Here is a 9170-nt window from a genome sequence, read left to right as displayed (position 1 = left end):
GAGAGAATTGAAAGAGGAAAACCAGAATTCGGAACTATAACGATGTCGGCGGCTCACCAAGAAGGGCATGTCGTAATCGAAGTTTCGGACGATGGCAACGGATTAAATAAAGAAAAAATTTATAATAAAGCTATTGAAAAAGGTTTGCTTTCAAAAGACGGAAAATATACGGACGCTGAAATATACAGAACTATATTCAGCCCGGGACTTTCCACGGCGGAAAAAATAACGGACATATCGGGCAGAGGCGTAGGTATGGATGTCGTTAGAGCGAATGTCGAAAAAATGAAAGGAAAAATAGAAATAAAATCGGAAGAAGGAAAGGGAAGCACATTTATAATAAAATTGCCTTTGACTTTGGCTATCATAGAAGGAATTACTTTCGCGTTGGGCGAACAGATATATATAATGCCTTTAATATCTATTATAGAACAAATGAAAGTAAAAAACGAGCAGATAAAACCTTTTGAAGGCAAAGGAGAGATGATAAAAATCAGAGACGAATATCTGCCTCTCATAAGACTTCATAAAGTTTTCGATATAGACACTCAAGTTGACGATATAGATAACGGAATAGTAGTCGTTGTGGAAGCGGGATATAGAAGATGCGCTATATTTGTGGACGAGTTGTTAGACCAACAGCAAGTGGTTATTAAATCTCTGGATTCGGCTTTCAGCAAGCATTCTGGAATTTCTGGAGGCACTATACTCGGAGACGGAAGAATAGCGCTTATTATAGATATACAGGGATTGGTTAATATTTCCTTACAGGGAAAAATTAACAATGTGTAAATTAATAATGTATTAAGGATTAAATTATGATAGACAATAATTACAATCAAAAAATTAATTCGGCTAATATACCTCAAGTTGGAAGTTTGGAAAACAAAGATAATATTACGACTGAACCGAGTCAGCAGTTTTTGGTATTCAAAATAGACAACGAAGAATACGCTCTCGATGTTTTAAGTATAGAAAGTATAGTAAGCGTTACGAATATTACTCCCGTTCCAGGAAGTCCTAAATATATGAGAGGGCTTATTAATTTAAGAGGGAATATTTTGCATGTTGTCGATATAAGAATAAGATTCGGGCTTCAAAGAAGAGACGACCGTTCGATAGAAGACGATGTTATTATAGTAATATCGAACGAGAATAGAAGATTCGGAATATTGGCGGATATGGTAAGCGATGTTATAACGGTATTTGAAAGCCAGATAACCGAAACTCCGATTGACAATATGAGGGGACTTCAAATATCGAATGTTATAAGACTTGAAAATAAAATAGTTATGGTTTTGCCGATAGACGATATAGTAAAATCGAACGAAGAGATTAATAAAACGATACAATAGGTTTTAATTATGGAAGATTTAAACTCTCGTATGCCTTCTTTAACCGACTCCGAATTTTCCGAGTTGGTTAAAATTATATACGATAAAACCCGCATTCAAATGACCGACCATAAAAGAGCTTTGGTTAATGCGAGAATAAGCAAAAGATTAAGAGCTTTGAATATGGATTCTTTTAAGGAATATATAGATTCTTTAAAAAACGCTTCCGATGACGAGGAAATAACGAATTTCATAAACGCCGTTACCACAAATAAAACCGATTTTTTTAGAGAAAATAAACATTTCGAATATATGAAAAGTAGTTTTTTGCCCGCATGGGAAAAATCTTACAAAGAAGGAAAAGTCCATAACTTGAGAATATGGTCGGCGGCATGTTCCACTGGAGAAGAACCTTATACTATAGCGATGACTTTGCATGAATATTTTGGCGAAAGATACGACAAATATGACATTAAAATTTTGGCGAGCGACATTGACACAAATGTTCTCTCTCATGCGATGCGGGGAGTTTATAAAGAGGAATCCGTAGAGCCTATAGCCAACAGTATTTTGAGGAAATATTTTCTTAAAGGCACGGGAGAAAACGAAGGATTTTATAGAGTAAAAAGCGTATTGCAAAAAGATTTATTTTTTAGGCAGCTTAATTTTAAAGAAGCAGATTTTAATATTCATACTATGTTTGATTTGATTTTTTGCAGAAATGTTATAATATATTTTGATAAAGAATTTCAAAAGGAATTATTTTTAAAATTTTATAAATATATGAAAGAAGACAGCTTGGTGTTTATAGGGCATTCGGAAACTTTATTCGGAATATCGGATAAATTCAAATATGTGGCAAGCAATATTTATAAAAAGATTTAGATAAAAAAGTTTAGATAATTAGATAAGGGATTTAGTATTTATGGTAGATTTTCCATCCGCCGCCGATAATAATTTTAAGCGCATTACGATATATATAGGAGGTTATTACGCTTCCAAAGAACCCGCCGTTATTAAAACGGTTTTGGGAAGTTGTATTGCGGTTTGCCTTTTTGAAAATAAATTGAAATTTGGCGGTATGAACCATTTTATGCTTCCAGAAATGAAAGAATGGGAAAAACCCGAAGAAGATTATAATCATACGAGATACGGAATTTTCGCTATGGAAGTTTTGATTAACGAAATAATAAAATTGGGCGGCAAAAAAGAAAATATTACGGCAAAAATATTCGGAGGCGGACATGTTCTTACGGGAATGACGAGCAATTTGCTTCAAATACCAGATAAAAACATCAGATTTGCAAAGAGTTTTTTAGCCGAAGAAAAAATACCGATTATAAGCGAAGATATAGGCGGTTCGTGGCCCAGAAAAGTGTTTTTTTTCAATACGGAAAATAGAGTTCTTATGAAGAAAATGGAAACTCAAACGAAAGAATTCTCCGTAGAACAAGAAGTAAAATACTCGAAAAGTTTGCAAAACAAAATTGAAGAGAAATCGGATATTACATTGTTTTAATAAAATTATAATAAGATTAAAAGAATTACAAGGATTGATATATGTCTAAAATTAAAGTAATGTCAGTGGACGACAGCGCCTTGATTAGGCAACTGCTTACAAAAATAGTATCTTCCGACCCCGCTTTGGAAATGGTTGGAACGGCGGCTAATCCTATACTCGCCGAAAGTAAAATAAAAACTCTAAAACCAGATATTTTAACTTTGGATATTGAAATGCCCGAAATGGACGGAATAACTTATCTAAAAAAACTTATGCTAAATAATCCGATTCCCGTTATTATGTTTAGCTCTTTGCTCGAAAAACATAGAGAATTCGCTCTTGACGCTTTAAATATCGGTGCTTTCGATTATGTTATAAAACCTTCCGCAAATGTGAGAGACGGAGTGGAAGAGTTGGCGACTGATTTGGTAGAAAAGATAAAAAACGCATACGCAAACAGGGCTAAATTCTATAAAAAACATGGCATTACAATGCCCGCCGAAAGCGGAGGAGCGGTTATTCAACCTTCTTCTATTAATTTGGAAGCGCCAAAAACTTCAGGATTTAAAATATATCAAAAAAATAGCGCGGACATTATGCTTCCTCTAACTCCTTCGAGAGAAGTTCCTTTGGATAAAATTATTTTGATAGGCTCTTCTACGGGAGGCACAGAAGCGTTGGTGGAATGCTTGAAAAATGTCACTCCGTCCGCTCCTCCGATAGTTATAACTCAACATATGCCCGAACATTTTACCACTTCTTTTGCAAAAAGATTGAATAATGTTCTAAAAATAGAAGTTAGAGAATCGGAAGACGGAATGAGCGTTGGAAGAGGGCAGGCGATTTTGTCACGAGGCGCAAAACATACGATGATTAAAGTAAAGAACGGAAAATATTATGTCGAAGTGAGAGATGGAGAGCCAGTGACGAGACATAGACCTTCCGTTGACGTTTTATTTAGAAGCGGCGCCGTTTACGCAAAAAATAAGGCGATAGGAATAATCCTTACGGGTATGGGAGACGATGGCGCAAACGGAATGAAAGAGATGCATGACGCTGGCGCTTATAATATAGCTCAAAACGAAGAAACCTGCACGGTATTCGGTATGCCTAAAGAAGCGATAGCCAGAGGCGGAGTAGACGAAGTTTTGCCTTTGGATAAAATACTTGCCGCGGCTCTTAAGAAAGCGTAGATTATTATAAAGCTTAAAAATATTTTAGTTTTTTAAGTTTGTTCATTAACAAATCAAGTAGAAAATAATAAAAGCTATGGGGGTTAATTAACTCGGTAGCTTTTTATATAATTAATATTCTTAATCTTTTCTTAATGGTCAAATGGATGATCTTTGCTCGCCATTTTAAAAATAATATTATCTTTAATTTTTTCTGCTTCTTTCTCTTCTTTTTGAGATATTTGAACTTTAAGCCTATTCACTTGATTAACTAACGATTGTTTTCTATTATTTGTAGCCATAAATATACCTCCTTATAATATTAATCCTCTTTCTTTGAGAAGTTGTTACAAAGCTATTTTTTAACGCCAATAGAAGAACGATATACCTTTAAAAGTTCGGTATACTCGTAATCCTTATACTCTTCTTTGCACTTTTGGTATTCTTTGTAATACTTTCCCCCTATCTCTTTAGCTGTTTTAACGCCTTTTACTACTAAATCAAAAAGACTCATGATTAAAATAAAATAATTTATTAAAACATTTAAAAGAATTCTGCGATGGATTGGAAACTTTATTTATAATGGCAACCGATTCGGAGGCTATAAAAGAAATTTTGAAAGGAATTGAAAGTTTTAAAACGATTAAAGCTATTAAAGGTTTTAAGGTAAATAAAGATTTTGAGCCTTTGCTTGTGCCTAAATATAAAGACGGAGAAAATTTAAATAAAATATATAAAATATCGGAGATAGACTTTGAAAATATAAACGAATATATTGAAAGTTTTGACGAAGATGTTTTGCTTTCAAAAGATTAAAAATAAACAATATATAGAAATTGTCGGCAATATTGAAAATTTGCAGCCTAAAAACGCGATAAAAACTATTGATAATTTTTTTCATAGTCACGGCAAAAACTTAAAAGAATTTAAAAATCTAACGGATGAAATTTCACATTTTGAAAAATTTTCAAGCGCTCTTGATTTGACGATTATTGACGAAAACAATAAAGGAAATATTGTATATGCCATAAGACATAAAAGCGAAAAAGAATTTCTAAAAGATTTGCAATCGTATCTATCGAAAGCAAATAACGAATTAAAAAATTATGAGTGGCATTTTTGTCGTTTGATTGAAAATGCGGATAATATTTTTTATTCCTTTTTTATTTTTTGGATTAAGAAAAAAGAAGAATTTATTATTTTATTTATAGACCCAAAAGGTTTAGAAATAGGAGTTGGTAATGCGGAAAATAAACTTCAAGGCTTTAAGAATATTTTTGAAAATAAAAATTTTGAATATCAAGGGCAAAAAGTTAAAGCCAAGCTTATATATTACAACAAGTTAGGAACTAATAATAAATCTCTTGAGAAATATACAAAATCAAGTTGCAAGGATATATTTAATTCTCTAAATTGATAATGGATTTAAGTATAAAAATTATTAAAGTATTGACAAATAATAAAAATAAATTTATAGTTTAACCGTTCTGCCTCATGCGTGAATAGACGACATTTTTGCGCCAGTATAAATTAATGCATTAGGGATACGGAGCGAAATATCAATGATAGGCTCGCCGCTTGCGGTTTTGAGAAATCAAGGTCATGTTTCTGGGTAGCCCACCTGACGAAAAAGTCAGGCGCATTTATGTCTTATACGATGAGGCGGATTTTTTATATATTTTTTCTTAAATTTATTTTCTGCAAAAGTAAACCATCATGGCTGCCGATACGGTTAATATAGTTCCGAATATAGAATAAGCGTCCAATACTTCATTTAAAATGAAAATACTAAATATGTAAGAAAATATAACTCCGCTGTAATTAAATATGCTTACGGTTGAAACGGGAGCTTTCTTACAAGATACGGTTAAAAAGAATTGTCCCAATCCAGCGAAAATTCCTATAAGTATAAGAGCTATTAAATCGTATAAATTAGGCGCGACAAAACTTTTAAAATAAATTAAAGAAAGAAAACATGATATTAACGAAAAATAGAATATTATTAACGAATTACTTTCTTTACCCTTTAGAAAACCTATAGTGGCTTGCGCTATTCCAGCAAATATTGCCGCAGATAAAGCTATTAAAGATGTAGTCAAATTTGAATTCATTTGAGGTTTAATAATAAATATAGAGCCTATTATCGCTATAATCAAGGCAAACCATTGTATTTTTAATATTTTTTCTTTTGAAATTATAAACGCAAATAAAGTAGCCCAAAACGGAGAAGTCCTTTGAAGAACGGAAGCGTCAGCCAAAAGCATATTATTAGTGGCATAGAAAAAAGTAACTACTCCCAAATATCCGAAAATAGCTCTCGATATTATGGCGATAATATTATTTTTATACGGAAATATTCTCTCTTTATTTTTTATCATAGCCGTAAGACTTATTAATAAAGTTATAAAATTTCTTGCAAAAACCTGTTCCATTAACGGAATATTTGCGCTTGAAATTTTTACTACAATTTGCATTATACTAAAAGACAAAGCTGAAAGTATCATAGAAAGAACTGCTAATTTTATATTATTTTTATCATCCATTTATATAGCCTTAAAAATTAAATATTATAACTACCACATTCTTTCTATTTTTGAAATTCCTATAATATCGAAACAAATTCCCAAAACTTTTTGAACTGCTTTTACCAAAGTTAATCTTTCCTGCCGAATCTCTTCGCTTTCGTCCAAGACTATATTGTCGTAATAAAATTTATGCAACGCGGACGCCACTTCGTAAGTATAATTTAGAAAAGTGTAAACTTCCAAAGATTTTGAAGATTCGTAAATTTCGTCTGGGAGTCTTAAAATAATTTTCGCAAGTTTCAAAGAACTTTCGTTTGAAATATTATTTATATCGAAAGGTTTATTTTCGTCATAACTCAAATTTTTTTCTTTAAGTTTAAAAAATATATTGCAAATTCTCGCGTAAGCGTATTGAATATAATAAACGGGATTATCGTTGTCTTTCTTTTTTGCAAGCTCCAAATCGAAATCTAAAGAACTCGAATACGAACGCATAAGCAAAAAATATCTCGTTGAATCGACTCCAATCTCGTCAATAACCTCTTCCAAACTTATCATATCTCCCGTTCTCTTGCTCATCCTAACGATTTCTTTTCCTCTGAATAATCTAACCATCTGCCCCAATATAACTTTCAAACTCGCCGTGTCGCCCGAAACCGCTCTAACCGCCGCCGTAATTCTCGGAACATATCCATGATGGTCCGCGCCCAAAATGTCTATCAAATACTTATAGCCTCTGTCGATTTTATTTTTATGGTAGGCAATATCTGGAGCAAAATATGTGTATAATCCGTTGCTTTTTTTAATAACTCTGTCTTTATCGTCTCCGTATTTTACGCTTCTAAACCAAACGGCGTTATCTTCTTCGAATAAAAGTCCTTCCTTATCCAAAAAATCAATCGTTTTTTCAAGTTCTCCGTTTTCTCTGATTTTCGATTCCAGCGCGTAGTTGTCCATTTCAACGCCGAATCTTTTCAAAAGTTTTTTCTGGCTTTCCAAAATTATATCTTTAGGGATTCCGTTTTCTTTAGCTATATCTTTTATATAATCTCCATGATAACCGTCTTCGGGAATTTCTTTGCCTTCTTTAACCGCTCGAACGCTCTGATTTAATTTTTCTATTTGCTCGCCAGCGTCATTAACATAGAATTCCTGATAAATTTCATGCCCCGCATATTTAAGAAGATTCGACAAAGCGCTTCCAATCGCCGCCCATCTTCCATGCCCTATATGAAGTGGTCCAGTCGGGTTTGCGCTAATATATTCCACTAAAATTTTATGTTTTTCTTCTAAAATATTTTTTCCGTAATTTTCGTTTTTTAATAAATCGTTTATGGATTGATTTACATATTCTTTTGAGAGAGTGAGATTTATAAAGCCAGGTTTTGCGACTTCGATTTTATCGAAATATTTATTATTTTCTATATTTTTTATAATTCCTTCTGCAATTTCCATAGGATTTTTTTTTAATATTTTAGCAAGACGCATTCCTACAGGACAAGCATAATCTCCGAATTTATCGTCAACAGAATAGCCGATTTCTATATTTCCAATATTTATATCGTTATCTATATTTAAGTTTTTCAAATAATTATCAAGCGCTTCTTTAATTATATTCGATATAATTTTTTTTATCATTTTTTAATTTTCTCCGTGATTATAAAATTATAGTATAACAGAGTTTAGAAGTTTGGCAAGTATATTGTAATAATAGTTGATTTTATATCGTTAATGTATTATTATATAAATATGGAAAAAGTAAAAAATGTTAAAACAAAAAATAGCGTCCTAATCATAGACGATGAAGAGGATATTTTAAGTTCTTGTAAAGCCGTTTTGGAAGATGAAGATTACGATGTCGAAACGGCAAAAAATTATGAAGAAGCTATGAAAATTTTTGAATCGAAAAAAATCGATTTGGTATTTTTGGATGTTTGGCTTCCCAATGTTGACGGTTTGGATATACTTTCAAATATAAAAGAAAAATACCCTAATACAACTGTAATCATGATGAGCGGACATGCTGGAGTGGAAACGGCGGTTAGAGCGACAAAAATGGGCGCTTACGATTTCTTGGAAAAACCGATAAGCATATCAAAATTGCTTTCAAGCTGCGACGAGGTTTTGAATAAAAAAGAAAATAATAACGAAACTGAAATAAATCATTCCAATAATAATCATAATAAATCGAAATTAAAATATAAAATTCCCCAAAGAACAATCGCAAAAAGCGTGGTTGTGAGCGGATTTGCATTGATGGAAGGACGAAAAACGGCGCTTACATTAGTTCCCGCCGAAGTCAATACGGGAATAGTTTTTGTCGATATTAACAGCAATACTCATATAAAACTTTCGCATGAAAATATTTTGTCAAAAGATAAATCTGGAGCGGTTAATTCTACGGCTTTAATTAGCGGAAATAGACATATAAAAACTACCGAGCATTTTTTAGCCGCTTTGCATATGATGGGAATAACCAATTTAATAGTAAAATGCGATGGCGAAGTTCCGAATGTTGACGGTTCGGCTTTAGTATTTTGCGATGCGCTTAAAGAAGCGGGCTATATCGAGCAAGAAGATTATATCGAGCCGATAGTTATAGACAGAGAATTGGTTTACGGAAAAGTTGACGATAATG

Annotated in this window: 11 protein-coding genes; 8 read left to right on the top strand and 3 right to left on the bottom strand. The window is 32.6% G+C overall.

The window, feature by feature from the left end; genetic code table 11:
- From EZH24_RS03760 to EZH24_RS03740, 5 genes are all read left to right on the top strand, one after another.
- Window positions 1-792 (top strand): chemotaxis protein CheA (locus EZH24_RS03760; RefSeq protein WP_170310833.1); only part of this gene is annotated, 792 nt, incomplete at its 5' end.
- A gap of 26 nt (window positions 793-818) precedes the next feature.
- On the top strand, window positions 819-1355 hold the full coding sequence (locus tag EZH24_RS03755; RefSeq protein ID WP_137997792.1) for a chemotaxis protein CheW: 537 nt from the start codon (window positions 819-821) through the stop codon (window positions 1353-1355).
- A 9-nt stretch (window positions 1356-1364) separates the two neighbouring features.
- A complete protein-coding gene (locus EZH24_RS03750) occupies window positions 1365-2219 on the top strand; it encodes a CheR family methyltransferase (protein ID WP_137997791.1) in 855 nt (284 codons plus the stop codon).
- Window positions 2220-2259: 40 nt separating this feature from the next.
- The gene (locus EZH24_RS03745; protein WP_137997790.1) at window positions 2260-2853 is read left to right on the top strand and encodes a chemotaxis protein CheD; all 594 of its coding nucleotides are present in this window, start codon (window positions 2260-2262) and stop codon (window positions 2851-2853) included.
- A gap of 41 nt (window positions 2854-2894) precedes the next feature.
- Entirely contained in the window at window positions 2895-4028 is a 1134-nt protein-coding gene (locus tag EZH24_RS03740; RefSeq protein WP_137997789.1) for a protein-glutamate methylesterase/protein-glutamine glutaminase, read from the top strand.
- Between the two features lie 131 nt (window positions 4029-4159).
- Here the strand turns inward: EZH24_RS03740 and EZH24_RS13990 are convergent, their stop codons facing one another.
- Entirely contained in the window at window positions 4160-4309 is a 150-nt protein-coding gene (locus tag EZH24_RS13990) for a hypothetical protein (protein ID WP_161976100.1), read from the bottom strand.
- Between the two features lie 262 nt (window positions 4310-4571).
- Between EZH24_RS13990 and EZH24_RS03735 the strand changes: the two genes are divergently transcribed.
- Both EZH24_RS03735 and EZH24_RS03730 read left to right on the top strand, forming a co-directional pair.
- On the top strand, window positions 4572-4823 hold the full coding sequence (locus tag EZH24_RS03735; protein WP_137997788.1) for a hypothetical protein: 252 nt from the start codon (window positions 4572-4574) through the stop codon (window positions 4821-4823).
- Window positions 4783-5424, top strand: a complete 642-nt coding sequence (locus EZH24_RS03730; RefSeq protein ID WP_161976099.1) for a hypothetical protein — start codon at window positions 4783-4785, stop codon at window positions 5422-5424. Before EZH24_RS03735 ends, EZH24_RS03730 begins: the two co-directional genes overlap by 41 nt.
- 274 nt (window positions 5425-5698) lie before the next feature.
- Here EZH24_RS03730 and EZH24_RS03725 read toward each other — a convergent pair whose 3' ends face one another.
- A complete protein-coding gene (locus tag EZH24_RS03725) occupies window positions 5699-6550 on the bottom strand; it encodes a DMT family transporter (RefSeq protein ID WP_137997786.1) in 852 nt (283 codons plus the stop codon).
- Between the two features lie 30 nt (window positions 6551-6580).
- Window positions 6581-8170 carry an arginine--tRNA ligase gene (locus tag EZH24_RS03720; protein ID WP_137997785.1) on the bottom strand — a complete coding sequence of 530 codons (1590 nt, stop codon included), beginning with the start codon at window positions 8168-8170 and terminating at the stop codon, window positions 6581-6583.
- Between the two features lie 111 nt (window positions 8171-8281).
- On the opposite strand from EZH24_RS03720, the gene EZH24_RS03715 reads away from it, so the two are divergent.
- Window positions 8282-9170 (top strand): UDP-3-O-acyl-N-acetylglucosamine deacetylase (locus EZH24_RS03715; RefSeq protein WP_137997784.1); only part of this gene is annotated, 889 nt, incomplete at its 3' end.

The organism is Brachyspira catarrhinii, assembly GCF_005518285.1.
Classification (GTDB): domain Bacteria; phylum Spirochaetota; class Brachyspiria; order Brachyspirales; family Brachyspiraceae; genus Brachyspira; species Brachyspira catarrhinii.
Note: the sequence above shows the minus strand (reverse complement) of the source record. Positions and strands in the feature narration are given on the sequence as shown.